Here is an 18,930-nt window from a genome sequence, read left to right on the forward strand (position 1 = left end):
AGGGTAACCATAGCGGGTCGTGGTGGGTAAGCGTAATGACGAGCACTGCCAATCGAATTGGCGAAACTGCTCAATCCGGTCATGACAATTCCAGGCGAGGGTTCTATGGTGTAGACAGATACCCATCACAAGCAGGAGCAAGGCGATGTCCCTGAGAGATGCCATCGATAACTTTTACGAGCCGCTGGTTGCGGAAGCCATTGATGAAACGAAGAAGGATGGAGACAGCCAGGATTACCTGACTGACGTGATGTGTGTCGCCCTGAATCGACTGCCGGCAAAGTACTATCGGCACAGTATCGATATGATGTTCTACCTCGCCGACGGCGAACTCGAAACCATGAAGAAACAGGCCCTGACCACCGTTCGGGAGGCCAGGGAGTTTGTGAAGAGCCATCAGCGGGAATGAAAAGCCATCAGCGGGAATGAAGAGCCATCAGCGGGACGATTAGCTCTCGCGCAGTACAGCCTCCAGTGCCTTGCCAAGTCGCTCAGCCAGAGGCTCTTTAACAACGTCCACCGGCTGAACCAGGCACCAGTTGGCGACCAGCATTTCCAGCTGCCTTGATTTGTCGTTGTCCGAGGAGGCGCTGCCCATCCCTTCGGCAAGCCGTTGTACCTGGATTTCCATGCGTCGGCCCTGGTCTTCCGCCGGTGACGGCACTTCCGCCAGTATCTCCGCCCGTATAATCAGTTCTACAGGGTCTGGCTGACCTACATCGGCAGCCAGGCCGGCCCAGTGCTGTGGCAGTGCATCGCTGTCCAGGGTGCTCGAACTCCGGGCATTGATCCAGTTTTTCCAGGTATCTATCTGTTCCTGTAACTGACGGGTTGAAACCAGTCCTGATAGGCGGCTGCGTTCCTGACTGACCCGCTCTCTGCTGTCCGCAGACAAAGGCTCGTTCCTGAGTGAGTCCAGTTCAGACAGTGTCGCTTTGAGCTTATCAAGGCTGCTGTCGGTACCCGCCGATTGGCTGGCATCGAGTACCGGCCCCGCTTTTTCGTCCGCCTCGCGGGAAAGCTGCTCCTGTTCGTTCCTACGAGCATCCCGCCGTGCGAAAATCTGGTCGCAGGCTTTGCGGAACGCCTGCCACAACTTCCTGTCTTCGCGGTGTCGGGTAATGCCAATGCTCGTCCAATCTGTTTGCAGGGCTTTCGCCTGGTTCATGGCATCGCCCAGGGGCTCGTGTTCAATCAGGGCTTCCGCTCGCTCAACAATGCCTTGTTTGAGGGCTTCGTTCTTCTTGCGCTCGGTATCCAACGGCGCCTCAAGCTGTTTCAGTAGGTCGTCGAACCGTTTCTGAATCGGACGATTGTCGCGAAACTCCACGGGCCAGGCTGCTTTCCACTCTTCGCGTGCGGTCTGGTGTATGCGCTCGGCCGCTTTCCAATCAATGTTGTTCCAGTCGGCGTTGTCGAGGAATGTGCCCAACTGATCGCAAATTGTCTTGCGGGTTTCCAGGTTTGCCTGTTTCAGCCCGGACTTGGCGGAAAAATAGGCTTTGCAGGGTTCATAGGCCAGGTCAGAGGCCTGCTTGAAACGTGACCAAAGGTCACGATCAGAGGAACCGCCCAGCTCACGCCACTCGTTCTGTAGTTCCTTGATGCGCTCGGCCTTGGCCTCCGGTTCCATGGGCTGGTTGGCGAGGTATTCCATCTGCTCGCACAGCGACTCCTGTTTCGGGCGCGTTGCAAAGCCCTGCCAGTCTGTCAGTTCTCGAAGCTGGCCGCCGAGCAGGTGCATCCGCGGTTGGAGTGACTTGCCATGGCGATGATCGAGGCCTTTTGCGAGTTGTTGCGCGGCCTTGAAGTGTTGGCGGGACTCCTTCAACTGCTTGGCTTCGAGAGCTTCCTCCAGCTTATCCAACAGCTGCCGGAGCGAATCAGCCATCGCTTTCTGCTCTTCGGAGTCTGGCTTTTCGGTTTTTGCGGGGCGGGGTTTGCCTGCGATGCGATTCAGAGCGTCCAGCACGGTGGGGCGCCTGAAATCGCGGGGCCAGTCGACTGCTTCCAGCATTGTACTGGCTTGCTCGGCCAGATCGTTATCGTCGGTGTCATTGTTGTTGGTAGCCTGCAATGCCGCGATCTCGTCGCGGTGCTGACTTAGGCGTTTGACTGCGGATATATAACCCCGCAGCGACTGCATCAGGTTCTCGTAGGTTTTCTGTTCCTGTTTTTCCACCTGGGTGTCCCGGGTGGCTTCCAGCCAACGGTTCTCCTGGGTTTTCTGCAAGGCATCCAGGGAGGCCAGGGATGGCTCCAGGTCCGGATCCTGGCGTTTCAGTTCGTCAAGGGTGTCTTCCAGCAGCGACAGTGTTTCCGCTCGTTGGCTCTTCTGCTCTTGCTGATGTTTGAGTTGATCCTTTTCGGCCTGCATCTCGCGCAGCCGTTCACGGCATTGATGAACGGCCTGCAGGAACTCCGTGGTTTGGTCCTGTGAGGCCTGGGCTTCCACGTCGGTCCATTTCTGCAGGAGCGCGTCCAGCCGCGCCTCAAACAGTTTCGTGTCGTCGCTACGGGCCTGTTCAACTGCGTGGCGCACGATGGTTTGAATGGTTTCGACCAGTTTCCGTTGTCGATCTTCGTCATCGCGAATTCGTTGCAGTTTCTGACGAACGATTTGATAGACCCCTTTGTCCTTGCCTTTGGCAAGCTTCTGGACGCGCTGCAAGGTGGGTTTCTCATTCAGTGCTTCGGCGGCTTCGCTGCGTATACCGGCTGTCAGGCCCCCAATGGCCAATTCCTCGAGTTCGCCTTCGGTCGGGTTGGCTTTTAGTGCTTTTGCCTGCAACTCGCGCTGGTCATCCTGCCTGCTTGTCCTGTCGGCCTCTTCTTTTATGGCTTCCTTGCGAGCGGTAACGGCGGTCGCGGTTGCCTTGCGATTTCCAAACAGTTTCTGGATGAATGCGGCCATGGGGTTATCCTTTGATATTGAAACCAGTTCCCGGTGCCGGCAAAGTAAGCAGGCACCAGCCATCGGCGTTGTCCGGAACTCCGGGTGCCGGGTACGTCAGCTGATCAATCCGCGGAATTGAGCGGTCAGCTGTATCAGGTGGGGGCTAGTCTAGCGTTTTGTCGGCATTTGCGGGAAGAGTCTGAATGGGAAAAGCATCAAATCCGGAAGATCAGGACCATAAGGCTCGTTCCGCCGCGCTGCGTCTGCTGGCCCGACGGGAACACAGCCGTTTGGAACTCTCTCTGAAGCTTAAGCAGAGGAAGATCGAAGCGGATGTGATTGAGCAGGTTCTGGACGACTATGAAACCGAAGGTTGGTTGAGTGATGAGCGATTCGCGGAGGTCTACGCTCGCCAGCGGGTCGAGCTTGGCTATGGGCCGCTGAGAATCCAGGCTGAACTCCAGCAAAGGGGCATCCAGGAGACACCGTCCTGCGTCCGGGAGATGAATGATGCGGATTGGTCCGACCGGGCGACGTCGCTTCGGGAAAAACGATTCGGGCTCAGCGATATCCGCGATGACTGGGACGAAAAAGCGCGTCAGGCCCGCTTTCTTTCCCGTCGGGGGTTCTCCGCGGAACAAGTGGAAAACGCGCTAGCGCAAAGGCTATAGCGTTGGTGGAACGAAACCGAACTCTTCTGGCAACGACGCCCTGATGTCGCTGTTGCTTTCCTTGCCAATGACGGGGCCGACGATCTTTTCCATACCCTCCAGCTCTTTAAACCAGGGTTTTTCCTCAGTTTCCGCTACCTTCGTGGGCTCGGTGAGCCAGGCCAGGAAATCGTAGTAGCGGCGTATGTTCTGAACGTAAATCACCGGTTCATGCCCCCTGGCGTAGCCAAACCGAGTCTTGGAATACCATTCCTTCTGGGCCAGCAGTGGCAGGAATTCCTTGACGTCCATCCAGCGGTCAGGGTTTCTGCCGGCGCCCTCGGTCAGCCGACGGGCATCTTCCACATGCCCCCAGCCAACGTTATAGGAAGCGAGGGCAAACCAGGTTCGGTCGGGTTCCGGAATGCGATCAGGGACCCGGCTATGCACGATGGTGAAATATTTTGCGCCACCCTGAATGCTTTCTTCTGCATCGAGGCGGTTATTGATGCCGATATGGCTGGCGGTATTTCGCGTTAACATCATCAGGCCACGAACGCCGGTAGGAGAGACCGCGTTGGGACGCCAGTGGGATTCCTGATAGCCCATGGCGGCCAGCAGTCTCCAGTCCAGCTCGTAGGTGGTGGCGTAATCGCGAAACAGGCTTTCGTATTTGGGCAGGCGGTTTTCTACGTGATGAACAAAGGTGCGCGCGCCAACATAGTCCAGGCGGTCGAGATGGCCATAGAATCGCTCGGAAATATGAGCCAGAGTGCCGTCTTTCCGCAGCTCGTGAATAAACTGTTCGGCGGCATTCGCCAGGCTTTGGTCCTGCTCATTGGGAAAGAGCCACAGTAATGGCTTAGGTTCGCCGAGGCTAAACGCGCTCTTGACCATCGGGAAGAACACATGGTTCAGATCGAGCTCGTTGGAGGATACGATGGCCAGCGGGAATTCGCCGGACTCCACCCGTGAGAGTATGCCAGCCGCATCCAGGCCCGCGTGCATGGTCCACTGCAGGCCGCTGTTGTTGGCACTGAACTGTTCCAGTTTGTGTTCGTGGTTGCTGTCCGCCACCAGATGAATAGTCTGTCCCTCAAGATCTTCCAGGGATTCCGGGCGCTCGACTTCGCGGTTATAGACCACCACGGATTCGGCCTCGATGCCGTTGGCAACCTTTTGGTAACGCTGCTGAAAATCGGGGCGTGAGGACAGCCCTGCCAGACCGATGTGGGCGTAGTCCTGGTCGAGTATCGACAGTACGCTGGTGTTGTCCTTCGCGACGCGAACCTTGAGCTCAACCCCCAGATCCTCTGCGAACAGGCGCGCCAGTTCGTAGTCATAGCCGGTGGGGCCGTCACGGCCTTCAAAATAAACCGAAGGGGCATTCCGGGTAATAACGTGAAGCACGCCCTCGGAACGAATCTCCTGGAGGGTGCTTGGCCTTGAGCATCCTGCAACTGTCAGGATTATTGACAGTAGGCAGGTGTATTTCGCGATGGCCGTGTGAAGCTGACGACGGTTTTTAGGCAAATTCCTGAACTCCATTGATGCAGGACGCTGAGTGTTACGGTGTATCCGCTGATGTCCGATCACTCCCTGCTACCTCGCTAGCACTTCTTGCGTTATCAAAAAAACAGCAAGTGGCATGCCAGCACAGCTTTGGGGAGTTTAACCGATGTTCACTCAATACGGAGCCTCCCTGGCTCATCTGTAATGATCCCCGGTCATACCGGGGTGGTCAATGAATCTGCTCAGTTAATGTGCAAAACAATGTAAATTATAGCGGTCGGTTTATAACCTTTTGACGCTGTATCCCGGTGCCCGTTTCAAGTATCATTGCGGCCTTTCAGATGGCCGGCCCTTTCCTGTTCGTGCGCCCAGGCGACACAGAATACAGGACGCTATCCCGGCTCCCAGTCTCGCGCGTACAGGTTTTGATCATGCTTGAACTTCGCGGCGCTCCCGCGCTCTCGCCCTTTCGTTCCCGCAAGCTGCATACCCGCATCCAGGACATCGTGCCTGCGGTGGAACATGTGTATGCCGAGTTCATGCACTTCACGGATCTTGAGTTTCCGCTTTCCGAGTCCGATCAGGCGGTTCTTGATCGCCTTCTGACATACGGTCCCAGCGTTCCCGCCGAAGAGCCTGATGGCGTACTTTTCCTGGTGGTTCCGCGCCCGGGAACTCTTTCGCCCTGGTCGAGCAAGGCGACGGACATTGCCCGCAACTGTGGCTTGCGGCAGATCCGGCGGATTGAGCGGGGTATTGCCTATTACGTGAAAGCCAACCGCAAGCTGGGCCTTGAGCAACGAGAGAAGATTGCGGCATTGCTGCACGACCGCATGACCCAGAAAGTCTTCCACGAGATGGGCGGTGCGGAGCTGTTGTTCCATACCGAGGAGCCGCGCACCCTGAACCGAGTTCCGGTGCTCTCTGGTGGGCGGCAGGCACTGGTGGACGCCAATCGTTCGCTGGGCCTGGCGCTGGCGGAAGATGAGATCGATTACCTGGTAAAGTCCTTTTCGGACCTGGAGCGTGATCCCACCGACGTTGAACTGATGATGTTCGCGCAGGCCAACTCGGAGCATTGCCGCCATAAGATTTTCAACGCTTCCTGGGATATAGACGGCGAAGGGCAGGAGAAATCCCTGTTTGCGATGATTCGCAATACCTTTGAGATGAACAGCGAGGGCGTACTTTCCGCTTATAAGGACAACGCGTCGGTCATTGCCGGCAGCCGTGGTGGGCGTTTCTTCCCGGAGCCGGAAACCGGTGTCTATCGCTATCATGAGGAAGATATCCATATCCTGATGAAAGTGGAAACCCACAACCATCCGACCGCGATAGCGCCAGCGGCCGGTGCTGCAACCGGTTCTGGCGGTGAGATCCGTGATGAAGGGGCAACCGGGCGTGGCTCCAAGCCAAAGGCGGGCCTCAGCGGGTTCACGGTTTCCAACCTTAACCTCCCGAATGACCCGCAGCCCTGGGAACTCGGTTACGGTAAGCCGGAACGGATTGCCTCGCCCCTGGATATCATGATTGAAGGTCCCATTGGCGGTGCTGCCTTCAATAATGAGTTCGGGCGTCCTAATCTCGCAGGGTATTTCCGAACCTTCGAGGAGGTGGTGCCCGGTGCCGGTGGCGAAGAGGTGCGCGGTTATCACAAGCCCATCATGATCGCCGGTGGCCTGGGTAATATCCGGGCAAACCACGTGGAGAAAGGCAATATTCCTGTGGGTGCCAAGCTGATCGTCCTTGGCGGCCCGTCCATGTTGATTGGTCTGGGTGGCGGCGCTGCATCGTCCATGGATTCCGGTTCCAGCAACGAGAATCTGGACTTTGCGTCGGTCCAGCGGGATAACCCGGAAATGGAACGCCGCTGCCAGGAAGTGATTGATCGTTGCTGGCAAATGGGTGACGACAATCCCATATGCTTTATTCATGACGTGGGGGCTGGCGGCCTATCCAATGCGATGCCGGAACTGGTCAAGGACGGTGGTCGTGGTGGCCGTTTCGAGTTGCGTGACATTCCCAGCGACGAGCCGGGTATGTCGCCCCTGGAAATCTGGTGTAACGAATCCCAGGAACGTTACGTGATGGCGGTGGCGCCGGAGAACCTTGAGCAGTTTGATGCCCTGTGCCGCCGTGAGCGGTGCCCCTATGCGGTGATTGGCGAAGCAACCGAAGCTCACCATCTTGAGCTTGGGGACTCGTATTTTGACGACCGTCCGGTTGAACTGCCGATGGACGTTCTGTTCGGCAAGCCACCTCGCATGCACCGCAGTGTTTCGCGTTCCTCATTCACAAAGCCCATTTTTGATTCCACAAAGATTGATCTCAACGATGCGGTAAGCCGTGTTTTGAGACTGCCGTCAGTGGGCTCAAAGAGTTTTCTGATCACCATTGGTGACCGGACCATCACCGGACTTGTTGCGCGGGATCAGATGGTGGGCCCCTGGCAGGTGCCCGTCAGTGATGTGGCCGTTACCTCGTCGTCTTTTGATGTGAAAACTGGCGAAGCCATGGCTATGGGTGAGCGCACGCCGGTTGCGGTCATCGATGCACCGGCATCCGGCCGCATGGCGGTGGGCGAAGTGATTACCAACCTGGCGGCCGCCCCTGTTGCCAAACTGTCGGATATTCGACTGTCCGCCAACTGGATGGCCGCGGCGGGGCACCCGGGTGAGGATGAGAACCTTTACGAAACCGTTCGTGCGGTTGGTATGGAGCTTTGTCCTGCACTGGATATCACCATTCCGGTGGGCAAAGATTCCATGTCCATGAAAATGGTCTGGGAAGAGGATAGCGGCGAGCAAAAGAGTGTTACCGCACCTTTGTCGCTCATCATCAGCGGTTTTGCACCGGTGACGGACGTGTCCAGGACATTGACCCCTCAGTTGGCGACAGATGCCGGGGATACCGATCTGATCCTGGTCGATCTTGCGGCGGGACAGAATCGTCTGGGTGGTTCCGCACTGGCGCAGGTCTATCGGCAGGTTGGTGCGGTAGCACCGGATCTGGACGACCCGGAGGACATCAAGGCGTTTTTCGCGGTTATCCAGGGCCTGAATGGCGACGACAAGCTGCTGGCGTACCATGACCGTTCGGATGGTGGCCTGTTCGTAACCCTGGCTGAGATGAGTTTTGCCGGGCACACCGGTATCGACATCAAACTGGATGGTCTTGCGGAAGATACGTCCCAGTTCGCTCGTGAGCTCTTTAACGAGGAGCTTGGCGCGGTTATCCAGGTTCGTCGGGAGGATACCGGATTTGTGCTGCAGCAGTTTTCGGCAGCGGGTCTTGGCGACCATACCTCGGTGATTGGTACCACCACCCAGGACGACCACATTCGCTATACCTTTGAAGGGCAGGCGGTTATATCCCGACCGCGGGCGGACCTACAGCGTCTTTGGGCGGAAACCAGCTACCGCGTGCAGTCGCTCCGTGACAACGCCGATTGCGCTCAGGAGGAGTTCGACAACCTGCTGGACAGCAGCGATCCGGGGCTGCACACGGAACTGACGTTCGACATCAACGACGATATTTCCGCGCCATACATCAACAAAGGGGCCATGCCTCGAGTGGCTGTGTTGCGGGAGCAGGGTGTTAATGGGCAGGTTGAAATGGCGGCCGCCTTTGACCGTGCCGGCTTCGAGTCCGTGGATGTTCACATGAGCGATCTGCTCTCTGGCCGTGTTTCCCTGGAAGGGTTTAACAGCCTGGTAGCCTGCGGTGGCTTCTCGTACGGGGACGTACTGGGGGCGGGTGAGGGCTGGGCCAAGTCCATCCTGTTCAATGATCGGGTTCGTGATCAGTTTGCTGCATTCTTCAACCGTCAGGACACTTTGGCGCTTGGCGTTTGTAACGGTTGCCAGATGTTGTCCAACCTGCACGAATTGATTCCCGGCAGCGAAGGCTGGCCACGTTTCGTACGTAACCAGTCGGAGCAGTTCGAAGCCCGGTTGGTGATGGCTGAGGTGCCCGCTTCTCCGTCGGCTTTCATGGATGGCATGGCCGGCTCCAGAATGCCGATAGCGGTTGCCCATGGCGAGGGCAGGGTTGAGTTTCCGGCCGGAACGTCTGCAGGCCAACTGAGTGATAGTGAGCTGGTTGCGTTGCGCTACGTGGATAATCGTGGTGATGTCACTACACGTTACCCATGGAACCCCAACGGTTCCGAGGCGGGCATAACCGGTGTTACCACAAGGGATGGCCGGGTAACCATCTTGATGCCTCATCCCGAGCGGGTATTCAGAACGTCTCAGCTTTCGTGGCATCCCGCCGATTGGGGAGAAGATGCGCCATGGATCCGAATGTTCCGCAACGCTAGGCGTTGGTTCAGCTAAACCATCGTCTGAACTAAAGAGACCGGTCCCGGCAGCACCATTAAGGTGACTTTTCCAGGGCCGGTTTTTTTATTTGTGTGACCTCAATTTTTCAGCGGTTTTCAAGGGAAATTTTTGTTTATAAGTGCGAAAATTCCCTTGACTCAAACGGTTTATGCACATTCCTGGTGCCATGCTGTGTGTAATGTGTACAAAGCATTGGGTTTAGGTTCATTTTTTGTTCGACAACCATAAATTATTGAAATATAAAGGATTAATTTAGTAGGTGAATTTGTCGCCAATTTAACGAAAGTGCAGTAATTCCGGGGGATGGGGGCATGTTCCCAAAAACTTTCCCCAGAGTTATCCACAGATTCTGTGGGTAAGTAGGTAAATGCTTAATCTGTACAAAAATTATCCGTTGGAAGGGTGTCAGAATGGCCTGATTCTGTTCTGACACAACGGTGTTCAAGGGAGGATCTGACGAATGTACAAGATGTGTTACTTCGTTCCTGAGAGTCATCTTGAAGCGACCAAGAGCGCCCTTTTTGAAGTGGGTGCCGGGCGTATTGGAGATTACGATTGCTGTGCCTGGCAATGTAAAGGTCAGGGGCAGTTTCGTCCCCTTGATGGCAGCGAGCCTTTTCTGGGCCAGACCGGGGAAATTGAGCGGGTGGATGAATTCCGCGTTGAGCTGGTGTGCAGGGACGACCTTATTCAAGTGGCGCTTCGAACGCTGAAACTGGCGCATCCATACGAAGAGCCTGCCTACGAGGTGTTTCGTATGGAAGCACTGTAGCGGCAGCGAGACTCAGAGGCTTAGGTGCGAGGGCCCATCCGATACCGGATGTCGTCCACATGCACAGGGAAGTGCTCATTTCGTACATCTTCCACATAGAGTTCCAGAGTGCGACGGACAGTGGGGAACGACAGTTCATCCCAGGGAATGTCTTCCAGCGCAAACAGCTGGGTTTCCAGCGACTCTTCGCCGGCCCCGAAGTCTTCGCTGATGAGGGTGGCGCGATAGAACATGTGCACCTGATCAATGTGTGGCACATGAATGATGGTGTAGAGGTTGTCCACCGTCACTTCCGCAAGTGCCTCTTCCCGGGTTTCCCTGGTGGCCGCTTCGAGGGTGGTCTCCGAGTTTTCCATGAAGCCTGCAGGCAGCGTCCAGTAGCCATAGCGGGGTTCGATAGCGCGGCGGCATAGCAGAACCCTTCCTTTCCAGACGGGAACCGTACCGGCGACGATGCGGGGATTCTGGTAATGTATGGTTTCACAACTGATGCACACGTAGCGGTGGCGATTGTCGCCTTGGGGGATGCGCTGTTCGACAGGGTGGCCGCATGTGCTGCAGTATTTCATCTGTTTCACCATATACTGGACAAATGTGTGTTGGTAGCAAGTGTAACTATCCGCACTGCCGGTGTCTCATTCAACAGTCAGAAGTCTTAACGGAGCCGTGTTTTGCGCGATCTTCTCACCAAACGCCTGTCAGGCTATGTACCCCGTTTGTTGACATTGGATTACCCCGAAGCAGCTGTACTGGTCCCAGTCACCAATGACCATGATAACCCTGAAATCGTTTTTACCTTGAGATCAGAGAATCTGAGTACGCACCGGGGGCAGGTGTCTTTCCCAGGCGGCCGGCGGGACCCGGAAGACCATTCTCTGGCTGACACCGCTCTGCGCGAGACGCACGAGGAAATCGGGTTGCCACCAGACCAGGTACAACTGATCGCGCCACTCAGCCAGGTAATGTCTCTGCACCAGATTCTCGTAACGCCTTACGTTGGGGTGATACCCGGCGATCACCCCTTGCACGCCAATCCGGCGGAAATCGATAGTATTTTCCGGGTGCCCGTTGAGTTTTTCCTGGACGACAATCGAGAGCGCACAGACCCGCTCAACTTCCTCAACAATACCTTTTATGTGCCCTGTTATCGTTGGGAACGCTATCAGATATGGGGCCTGTCTGCGGTCGTTCTGGTGGATTTCCTCAATGCGGTTTACGACGCCGATATTGATTTGCTGGAACCCCCGCTGAAACGCTGACCAGCTTCCCCGATCCCTCCTCTCGAGTTCCTCTTTCTTTTCGTGTTGGTCAGCGGGCCCATTCTTGGGCCCGCTGACGTTCTATGCCTCTGTGAATGCTCGCGTGTTAGACAAAGGTCTAATATGTTTATAAATCGATCAGGTATTACATAGTGAATACTGTATGCAAACGACAAAAAGAAGTTGCGTCGTGGGGTGTTATCAATGAAAAAAATTCAAACCGAGAAGAACCTGCCGGAGCTGATTTACGACTCCGTGGTCAATGCCATTGTCGAAGGCTTGCTTAAGCCGGGCGAGAGAGTCACGCAGGAGACGCTGGCCGAAAGACTGGATGTCTCACGGTTGCCGGTAAGCCAGGCCATGCAGCGTCTGCGTGATGACGGGTTTTTGTCTGCTGTAGGGCGTCGTGGCCTGATGGTGTCGGTGCTTGATGAGAGTTTTGTGGCGCAGTTATACGAATTCCGGTGCGGGATCGACCTGATCAGTGCCGGGCTTGCCGCCCAGCGTGTGGATGCCGGGGCGCGGAAACGAGGAGAAGACATTATTGCCGAAGGTTTTGCAGCAGGGAAGGCACATGATCTCCCCGCACTGATCGATGCTGATATGCGCTTTCACGGCTTCATCTACGAGTTGGCGGGAAACACCTTCATTCTTGATTCAATGGAAGCGCACTGGAACCACGTAAGGCGCGTCATGAGTGACATTCTCATTGTTGAAAAAAACCAGAAACAGATTTGGGAAGAGCACGAGGCAATACTGAATGCGGTATTGGCCGGTGACGCACGGACGGCTGAAACGCTTGCCAGGCAGCATGTGGAAACCGCATCAAAATGGCTTCAGAAAGAAATTCAAGTCTGCCGCGACCCCCTGAAAAGAAGCGGTGGCACGATAATTTAATCCAAGGAGAATGCGATGCAAAACAATGACAAAAACGCAGCTGTGATTCGGGTAATGTTGGCAAAAATCGGTCTGGATGGACACGATCGGGGCATTAAGGTCGTCGCGCGTGCGCTGCGTGATGCTGGTATGGACGTGGTCTATACCGGGCTGCATCGCACACCAGAGGAAGTTGTGGACGCGGCCATTCAGGAAGACGTGGATATCCTGGGCATCAGCCTGTTGTCCGGTGCGCACATGCACATTTTTCCCAAGGTTCTGGAGCTTCTGAAAGAGAGGGAAGCCGAAGACATGATCGTTGCCGGTGGCGGTGTCATCCCCGACGACGATGTCAAAGAACTCTACCAGATGGGCGTCCACAAGATTCTTCTTCAGGACACTCCTCCACAGGAAATCATCGATTCGTTCCGGCAAATGGTCGCAGATCGAGGTGCCCGATAATCAGAGTGTGCCTGCAGATTTCCTCAGACGACAACCAATAACAATATCAGGAGTCTCCGATGGAAGAGTGGAATTTTCCCCCCAGTTATCGCAACGACTATTTTCCGGACGCGAACAGTCCCTACTGGTTCCGGGACCGGGAGACGATGGACCCGGAAAAACGCGATGAGTTGATTGTTGCGCGCATCCGCGAGGTGATGGCCTATGCCTACGACCACTCGCCATTTTACCAGCGCAAATGGGATGAGGCCGGCATAAAGGCCAATGACATCCGTACCCTCGCAGACTTCGAGGAAGTGCCTGTCGTCACCAAGCAGGAACTGCGCGATTCCCAGGCGAAAAACCCGCCTTTCGGCGATTACCTTTGCTGCCCCGAAAGCGACATCCATCATATTCACGGCACTTCCGGTACAACTGGCCGACCCACCGCTTTCGGCATTTCCAGGTGTGATTGGGAAACCATTGCCAACAATCATGCCCGGATTATGTGGGGTATGGGGTTGCGCCCCGGAGACACCGTGTTTGTGGCGGCGATCCTGAGCCTTTATATGGGGTCGTGGGGGGCGTTGATAGGGGCTGAAAGACTGGGTTGCAAAGCCTTCCCCTTCGGCGCCGGCGCACCCGGTATGACCGCGCGAGCGGTAACCTGGCTCGGAATGATGAAACCGGCCGGGCTGTATTCAACACCGTCTTACGCGTTAAGGCTAGCGGAAGTGGCCCGCGAGGAAGGGGTAGACCCGAGAGAATTCGGTATCAAAGTGCTGTTCTTCTCCGGTGAACCGGGCGGCTCAATTCCATCCATCCGCGACAAGATTCAGCAGATCTACGGTGCCAAAGTGGTTGACTGCGGAACAATGGCGGAACTGACGCCCTGGATGCATGCCTCTGGCAGCGCAGACACCGAGGGCATGCTGCTTTGGCAGGACATTGTCTACACCGAAGTGGCAGACCCCAACACCCACCGCCGCGTGCCATATGGCGAGCAGGGGACCCCTATCTACACCCACCTGGAGAGAACGTCTCAGCCGATGATCCGGATGGTGTCCGGCGATCTGACCCATTGGGTGATGGAAGACAATCCATGCGGTCGCACCTATCCCAGGCTGCCAAAAGGCATCTACGGCCGGATTGATGACATGTTCCAGATCCGCGGTGAAAACGTTTACCCCAGCGCTATTGCGGAAGTTCTGGAAGGTCTTTCCGGTTACGGCGGTGAGCACCGAATCATCATTTCACGAGGCGGCTCAATGGATGAGTTGGCTGTCAAAGCGGAGTTTGATCAGGAGGTCGCAGGCAGGGGCCCGGATTCGATCAGATCTCTCGGTGAGAAAGCAGAGGCTGAACTGAGCCGGGTGCTGGGTGTACGGGCACGGGTTGTAATGGTTGATCCCGATACCTTTCCGCGTACGGACTTCAAAGCCCAGCGTGTTGTTGACGACCGGGACCTTTATCAGAGCCTCAACCAGAAGCGAGGAGGCTAAATGATTAACCGCATACCCTCGATGGAGCTCGCCGAACGTGTGGGGAAAGGACATCTTCGTGCCATCGCCAGGCTTATTACCCGCGTTGAAAGCGGTGGTGATGCCGAGGTGCGCGAAGCCCTGGCCGAGGTTTACAAGAGCACCGGTAACGCTCACGTGGTGGGCATTACCGGCGTGCCTGGAGCCGGGAAGTCTACCCTTGTGACGCAACTGGTCCGTGAGTACCGGGCCAGTGGCCGCAAGGTTGGCGTCGTGGCGATTGATCCCTCCAGCCCCTACTCCGGCGGTGCGATTCTCGGCGACCGCATCCGCATGGGTGACCTGGTTTCCGACCCTGGCGTTTTTATTCGCAGCATGGCAACCCGAGGCACCCTGGGAGGGCTTGCAAGGCCAGCGCTGGATGCGGTTGATCTTCTGGATGCTGGCGGCTTTGACGTGGTCCTGATCGAGACGGTCGGGGTGGGGCAGGACGAGGTCGATATCGTTCGTGCCGCCCACACCACCGTGGTCGTCAACGCCCCCGGGCTGGGTGACGACATTCAGGCCATCAAGGCTGGCGTTCTGGAAATTGCCGATGTCCATGTGGTGAGTAAGGCAGACCGGCCGGACTCCAATAAAACCATTCAGGAACTCAAGGCCATGCTGATGATGAGCCTGGAGCCTGGAGAGGGAATCTGGCGGGTGCCAGTGGTGCCGACCAGTTCCGAAAAGCATAGCGGCTTTGACGAGTTGATGGCCGCCATTGATCGCCACGCGGAACACCTGGAAAAAAGTGGCGAGATCACCCAGCGGCGTCACCAGATTGCCTTAACCCGGGTGGTGAAAGTTGCTGAAGAGATTGTGCGGGACAACTTTGCACGTGACAGCAGGTCGCAAACCGAAGAGCTGCTCAAGAAGGTTACCCGGCGGGAGCTGGACCCCCACGGAGCCGCCGTAACCTTGCTAAAAGCCATGAAGGAGACCATTCATGAAGCACACTGACCAGTATGACCCAGCTGCACTCAAGCACATCGAGAAAGAGTTTGACCAGTGGGAGCAAAACGAGGTGTCGTCTTTTATCAAGCGGGCGCCGGAGAGCAAGCCGGAGTACGTCACAGCGTCCGGAATGCCGACGAAACGCACCTACACACCACTGGATGTCAAAAACACCTCCTTTGAGGACATCGGCTTTCCCGGGCAGTATCCCTTTACCCGGGGGCCATACCCCACCATGTACCGGGGCAGGAACTGGACCATGCGCCAGATTGCCGGCTTTGGTACAGCAAGGGAGACCAACGGTCGCTTCAAGTACCTGATCGCCCAGGGCCAGACAGGTCTGTCGATCGACTTTGATATGCCAACCCTGATGGGCTACGACTCCAGCCACGCCATGAGCCAGGGTGAGGTGGGCCGTGAAGGCGTTGCCATTGATACCCTCGCTGATATGGAGGAGCTGTTCGACGATATCGATCTGACCAAGATCTCCGTATCCATGACCATCAATCCGTCGGCCTGGATTCTCTACGCCATGTACATCGCCCTGGCGCAGAAGCGGGGGTACGATCTCAATGACCTGTCGGGCACCATCCAGAACGACATTCTCAAGGAATACATCGCCCAGAAGGAATGGATATTCCCGGTGCGGCCGTCGGTTCGTCTGGTGCGGGACTGTATTCAGTACGGCTCCGAAAACATGAAACGGTACAACCCCATCAACATCTCCGGCTATCACATTTCTGAGGCCGGTTCGACAGCGGTCCAGGAAGTGGCGTATACCATGGCAACCACCATGGAGTACGTCAGCACCGCCATCGACGCGGGCGTGGACGTGAATGAGTTCGGGCCGCGGCTGTCCTTCTTCTTTGTCAGCCAGGCGGATTTCTTCGAAGAAATTGCGAAGTTCCGCGCAGCCCGACGGGTGTACGCAAAGATCATGCGGGAAAAGTTTGGTGCCACGAAACCCGAGGCCAGCAGGCTTCGTTTTCATGCCCAGACCGCTGCAGCAACCCTGACCAAGCCGCAGTACACCATCAACCCGATCCGTACGGCACTTCAGGCGCTGTCCGCCGTGCTGGGGGGCGCACAGTCGCTACACACCAACGGTATGGACGAGGCGTTCGCCATTCCAACGGAAGAAGCAATGCGTATCGCCCTGCGAACCCAGCAGATCATCGCCTACGAGACCAACATCACCCAGGTGGTGGACCCGTTGGGCGGCTCCTACTACGTCGAGAATCTTACCGATGAGATCGAACGGGAAGTCTGGAAGATTCTCGATGAGGTGGAGGAGCTCGGCGGCACATTGCAGTGCATCGACGACGGTTACTTCCAGAGGGGTATCTCCGATTCCGCCTACGATTTTGCGCTGCGCAAGGCCAGCGGTGAGCGGTCGGTGATCGGCGTCAACATGTTCGTGCAGGACGAAGAGGATGTTGAAATCGAAACCCATCCCCACGATCCCGAAACCGAGCGCCGGCAGATTGAGCGCCTGAACCGGGTCAAAGACAATCGCGACGAGGAAAAGGTCCAAGGTATGCTCAGGCAACTGAAAGAGCAGGCTGAAGATGAGTCGGCCAACCTCATGCCCATCACCATCGAGTTGGTGAAAGAGGGTGCTTCGATGGGCGACATTGTTGAAACTCTCAAAGGGATGTGGGGAACCTATCGCGAAAAACCTGTAATCTGACCGGCTTCGAATGCTGACAGAACTGGTTCACGGGAGGCATGAATGGTCAGGCTCACCAAGATCTATACGAAAACCGGAGACAAGGGCGATACCGGCCTTGGCGACGGCAGCCGCGTCGCGAAGTATGACCTGCGTGTGGAAGCCTACGGCACGGTGGATGAAGCCAACGCGGTGATTGGTCTTGCGCGACTGCATGTGGATGAAGAGCTGGACGCTATACTGGCGCGCATTCAGAACGATCTGTTCGATGTCGGGGCGGATCTGTGCACCCCGATCGTGGAGAGCCCGAAATATCCGCCACTCAGGCTTGCCGAGGGTAAAACGGTTGAACTTGAGGAGGAAATCGATCGGTTTAACGCGGACATTCCGTCGCTTCGCTCCTTTATCCTGCCCGCGGGCAATGCGGCCGCAACGCACCTACATCATGCCCGTACCGTGACGCGTCGGGCCGAGCGAATTATTGTTCAACTGCAGGAAGAACAGAACATCAGCTCACTGGTGCTGGAATACATGAACCGGCTGTCTGATTTGCTGTTCGTTCTTGCCAGACATGCGAATAATCAGGGAAAAGACGACGTACTTTGGGTGCCGGGTGAATAATGGTCGCCCACGAGCAGGGTACTGAAACGTGAGTTTGTCACCGCCGGAGCATGGTGGCCGGTTACGCGCCGCCGCGAATAAAGCGGGCATCCCCCTGGATCAATGGCTGGACCTGTCCACCGGTATCAATCCGCGTGGTTGGCCTGTTCCGGCGATCCCGGAAGAGGTCTGGTGTCGCCTTCCGGAGCCTGACGATGGCCTGGAGCAGCGCATCAGGCAATGGTCAGGTGCACCGGATGCCGCCGCTTGTATGGCCCTGGCCGGCAGCCAGGCGGCCATCATGCACTTGCCCCGTTTACGATCGCCGTGCCGGGTTGGTGTGCCCTTTCCGGGTTACCGGGAGCATAGTCACAGCTGGGCTGTTGCTGGCCATCAGGTGATCGAGATTGGCGACGACCAGCAAGAGGATGATGACGAAGGCTGGCTGGATGAGCTGGATGTTTTGGTCTGGATCAATCCAAGCAACCCCACCGGTCACGCTGTCGATCCGAGCCGGTTGTTAAGCTGGCATGATCGGCTGCAACGTCGCGGTGGATGGTTGATTGTGGACGAGGCATTTGTCGATGCCACCCCGGAGCTCAGTGTTGGGCATGCGACCGACAGCCCCGGCCTTGTCGTCATGAGATCACTGGGTAAGTTTTTCGGCCTGGCGGGCCTGCGGGCCGGAGCTGTGGTGGGAGACCCGAATATTATTGGCCGATTGGAGGCAATGATCGGGCCCTGGTCGGTCAGTGGCCCCGCGCGATTTGTCATGGGTCGGGCGCTGGCGGACACCCAGTGGCAGGCATCGACGATTGAGCGGTTGCACAGTGAAAGCCAACGGTTGTCGGACTGCCTGTCGAGGCATGGCTTTGAAGGAGTTACTGGAACAGCGCTTTTTAAATACGTTCGGCATGGCCGGGCTGCGAACATTGCAGCTGAACTCGCGAGGCGGGGAATCCTCGTTCGCGAGTTCGGGAATCCCGCAGCATTGCGGTTTGGATTGCCCGGCTCTGAACCGGAATGGACGCGGTTAGACCAGGCACTGTATTTAAGTAATCTGTATTGATTTAGCACATAAGGGCTGCTAGTTTGGCGCCCGATTCGATGAACACCGTGTTCAGGTAAAGCTTTTTGGCGTAATGCCGCCGGAGAGCTTAAAACGGGAAGTCGGTTAAAGTCCGACGCTGCCCCCGCAACGGTAAGCGAGCTAAAGGCAATCGAAAAAAGCCACTGTGCGTCATGCATGGGAAGGTGATTGCCTCGGACCGGCCCATCGGCTGATCCACTCGCAAGCCCGGAGACCGGCCTGAATACACACCGGAAGTTGCGGAGGGCGACGGCGGTGGGAGAGTTGCGTCGGTCTCACACCCGTACCCTGACTCGTATCCTGCCTCCCCAATCTCATACTCAAACTCCGCAACACAATAACCAT

15 protein-coding genes and 1 riboswitch are annotated in these 18,930 nt (G+C 56.6%); of the genes, 12 read left to right on the plus strand and 3 right to left on the minus strand.

The features are described 5' to 3' along the window. Positions 1-145: 145 nt before the first annotated feature. Positions 146-409, plus strand: coding sequence for a late competence development ComFB family protein (locus tag AC0B60_RS02980; RefSeq protein ID WP_465083863.1), 264 nt, complete (start codon positions 146-148; stop codon positions 407-409). A 39-nt stretch (positions 410-448) separates the two neighbouring features. Here AC0B60_RS02980 and AC0B60_RS02985 read toward each other — a convergent pair whose 3' ends face one another. Further along, positions 449-2,914 carry a DUF349 domain-containing protein gene (locus tag AC0B60_RS02985; protein ID WP_465083864.1) on the minus strand — a complete coding sequence of 822 codons (2,466 nt, stop codon included), beginning with the start codon at positions 2,912-2,914 and terminating at the stop codon, positions 449-451. 185 nt (positions 2,915-3,099) lie between these two features. Here AC0B60_RS02985 and AC0B60_RS02990 point away from each other — a divergent pair, with 185 nt between their 5' ends. Further along, complete coding sequence (locus AC0B60_RS02990; RefSeq protein WP_465083865.1) at positions 3,100-3,567, plus strand: regulatory protein RecX; 468 nt, start codon at positions 3,100-3,102, stop codon at positions 3,565-3,567. Here AC0B60_RS02990 and mltF read toward each other — a convergent pair. Next, positions 3,562-5,094, minus strand: coding sequence for a membrane-bound lytic murein transglycosylase MltF (gene mltF / locus AC0B60_RS02995; protein ID WP_465083867.1), 1,533 nt, complete (start codon positions 5,092-5,094; stop codon positions 3,562-3,564). The two genes, AC0B60_RS02990 and mltF, sit on opposite strands and share 6 nt — an antisense overlap. A 395-nt stretch (positions 5,095-5,489) precedes the next feature. Here mltF and purL point away from each other — a divergent pair, with 395 nt between their 5' ends. Continuing rightward, entirely contained in the window at positions 5,490-9,395 is a 3,906-nt protein-coding gene (purL, locus tag AC0B60_RS03000) for a phosphoribosylformylglycinamidine synthase (protein ID WP_465083868.1), read from the plus strand. A gap of 466 nt (positions 9,396-9,861) precedes the next feature. Beyond that, positions 9,862-10,173, plus strand: a complete 312-nt coding sequence (locus AC0B60_RS03005) for an NGG1p interacting factor NIF3 (protein WP_465083869.1) — start codon at positions 9,862-9,864, stop codon at positions 10,171-10,173. A gap of 20 nt (positions 10,174-10,193) precedes the next feature. Here the strand turns inward: AC0B60_RS03005 and AC0B60_RS03010 are convergent, their stop codons facing one another. Next, positions 10,194-10,742, minus strand: coding sequence for an NUDIX hydrolase (locus AC0B60_RS03010; RefSeq protein WP_465083870.1), 549 nt, complete (start codon positions 10,740-10,742; stop codon positions 10,194-10,196). Positions 10,743-10,844: 102 nt separating this feature from the next. Between AC0B60_RS03010 and AC0B60_RS03015 the strand changes: the two genes are divergently transcribed. The 8 genes from AC0B60_RS03015 (at position 10,845) to cobD (ending at position 18,564) form a co-directional block, all read left to right on the plus strand. Next, the gene (locus AC0B60_RS03015; protein WP_465083871.1) at positions 10,845-11,432 is read left to right on the plus strand and encodes an NUDIX hydrolase; all 588 of its coding nucleotides are present in this window, start codon (positions 10,845-10,847) and stop codon (positions 11,430-11,432) included. Positions 11,433-11,636: 204 nt separating this feature from the next. Then, positions 11,637-12,329, plus strand: a complete 693-nt coding sequence (locus AC0B60_RS03020; RefSeq protein WP_465083873.1) for a GntR family transcriptional regulator — start codon at positions 11,637-11,639, stop codon at positions 12,327-12,329. A gap of 15 nt (positions 12,330-12,344) precedes the next feature. Then, positions 12,345-12,770, plus strand: a complete 426-nt coding sequence (locus AC0B60_RS03025) for a cobalamin B12-binding domain-containing protein (RefSeq protein WP_465083874.1) — start codon at positions 12,345-12,347, stop codon at positions 12,768-12,770. A gap of 59 nt (positions 12,771-12,829) precedes the next feature. Beyond that, the gene (locus AC0B60_RS03030; protein WP_465083876.1) at positions 12,830-14,251 is read left to right on the plus strand and encodes a phenylacetate--CoA ligase family protein; all 1,422 of its coding nucleotides are present in this window, start codon (positions 12,830-12,832) and stop codon (positions 14,249-14,251) included. Further along, positions 14,252-15,232, plus strand: a complete 981-nt coding sequence (gene meaB / locus AC0B60_RS03035; RefSeq protein ID WP_465083878.1) for a methylmalonyl Co-A mutase-associated GTPase MeaB — start codon at positions 14,252-14,254, stop codon at positions 15,230-15,232. Continuing rightward, on the plus strand, positions 15,219-16,916 hold the full coding sequence (locus tag AC0B60_RS03040; protein WP_465083880.1) for a methylmalonyl-CoA mutase family protein: 1,698 nt from the start codon (positions 15,219-15,221) through the stop codon (positions 16,914-16,916). Before meaB ends, AC0B60_RS03040 begins: the two co-directional genes overlap by 14 nt. 42 nt (positions 16,917-16,958) lie before the next feature. After that, positions 16,959-17,516 (plus strand): cob(I)yrinic acid a,c-diamide adenosyltransferase, encoded by a 558-nt coding sequence (locus AC0B60_RS03045; RefSeq protein WP_465083882.1) that lies wholly within the window; start codon positions 16,959-16,961, stop codon positions 17,514-17,516. Between the two features lie 28 nt (positions 17,517-17,544). Next, a complete protein-coding gene (gene cobD, locus AC0B60_RS03050) occupies positions 17,545-18,564 on the plus strand; it encodes a threonine-phosphate decarboxylase CobD (RefSeq protein ID WP_465083884.1) in 1,020 nt (339 codons plus the stop codon). Between the two features lie 36 nt (positions 18,565-18,600). Further along, a riboswitch (cobalamin riboswitch) is annotated at positions 18,601-18,822 on the plus strand. Positions 18,823-18,930 lie beyond the last annotated feature (108 nt).

It is taken from the genome of Marinobacter sp. V34 (assembly GCF_055524115.1).